The organism is Komagataeibacter oboediens (assembly GCF_003207815.1).
GTDB classification, from domain to species: domain Bacteria; phylum Pseudomonadota; class Alphaproteobacteria; order Acetobacterales; family Acetobacteraceae; genus Komagataeibacter; species Komagataeibacter oboediens.
This window is the reverse complement of the sequence record NZ_NKTX01000270.1, coordinates 1-533: the sequence shown is the minus strand read 5'-3', so window position 1 is coordinate 533 and position 533 is coordinate 1. Positions and strand designations below refer to the sequence as shown.

Annotated in this window: 2 protein-coding genes and 1 pseudogene; 2 read left to right on the top strand and 1 reads right to left on the bottom strand. The window is 57.8% G+C overall.

The annotated features are described in order from the left end of the window. Together CFR80_RS18815 and CFR80_RS18810 are read left to right on the top strand one after the other, a co-directional pair. Positions 1-217, top strand: a 217-nt coding sequence (locus CFR80_RS18815; protein WP_146221620.1) for a transposase domain-containing protein, incomplete at its 5' end; no start/stop codon positions are given. Positions 218-243: 26 nt separating this feature from the next. After that, positions 244-366 (top strand): annotated as a pseudogene (locus tag CFR80_RS18810) (transposase); the annotation flags it as partial. Here the strand turns inward: CFR80_RS18810 and CFR80_RS19705 are convergent. Then, a partial coding sequence (locus CFR80_RS19705; RefSeq protein ID WP_220032780.1) for a hypothetical protein occupies positions 354-533 on the bottom strand: 180 nt, incomplete at its 5' end. The pseudogene CFR80_RS18810 and the gene CFR80_RS19705 sit on opposite strands and share 13 nt — an antisense overlap.

Below are 533 nucleotides of genomic sequence, written 5' to 3'. Positions count from 1 at the left end.
GAAAGCCTGGTTGTTCGCCGGGTCCGATCGTGGCGGAGAGCGCGCCGCCGCCATGTATTCCCTGATCGTCACCGCGCGTCTGAACGATGTCGATCCCCACGCATGGCTCGCCGATGTCCTGGCACGGATCAATGACATCCCCAATCCACGCCTCCATGAACTCCTGCCCTGGCACTGGAAAGCCCACCAGCAGGTCCACAATACCATCGCCGCCTGAATACGCCCGCGTCTCTCGCCGGATGATTACAAAGCATCATGGGCTTCAGAAGATTCAGTCTGCGTGGCCTTCCAAAAGTCACGACCGAATGGACACTCGTCGCTCTCGCATACAACTGCAAAAGAATGGCGCGGCTTCAGGCGGCATAAGCCGGGTCAGCCTCGGCGTTATCAGCCGCAAAATGCCCAACCCGACAGGCTGCTAGCACTACTTTGGCAGAAAATTTGGAATAAGGATTCCCAACGGATGCGATCGGTGATTCATGGAAGACCAGCTGTAGTGGGAGCTGGCGATGAACACCGACTGGCGATCGGAT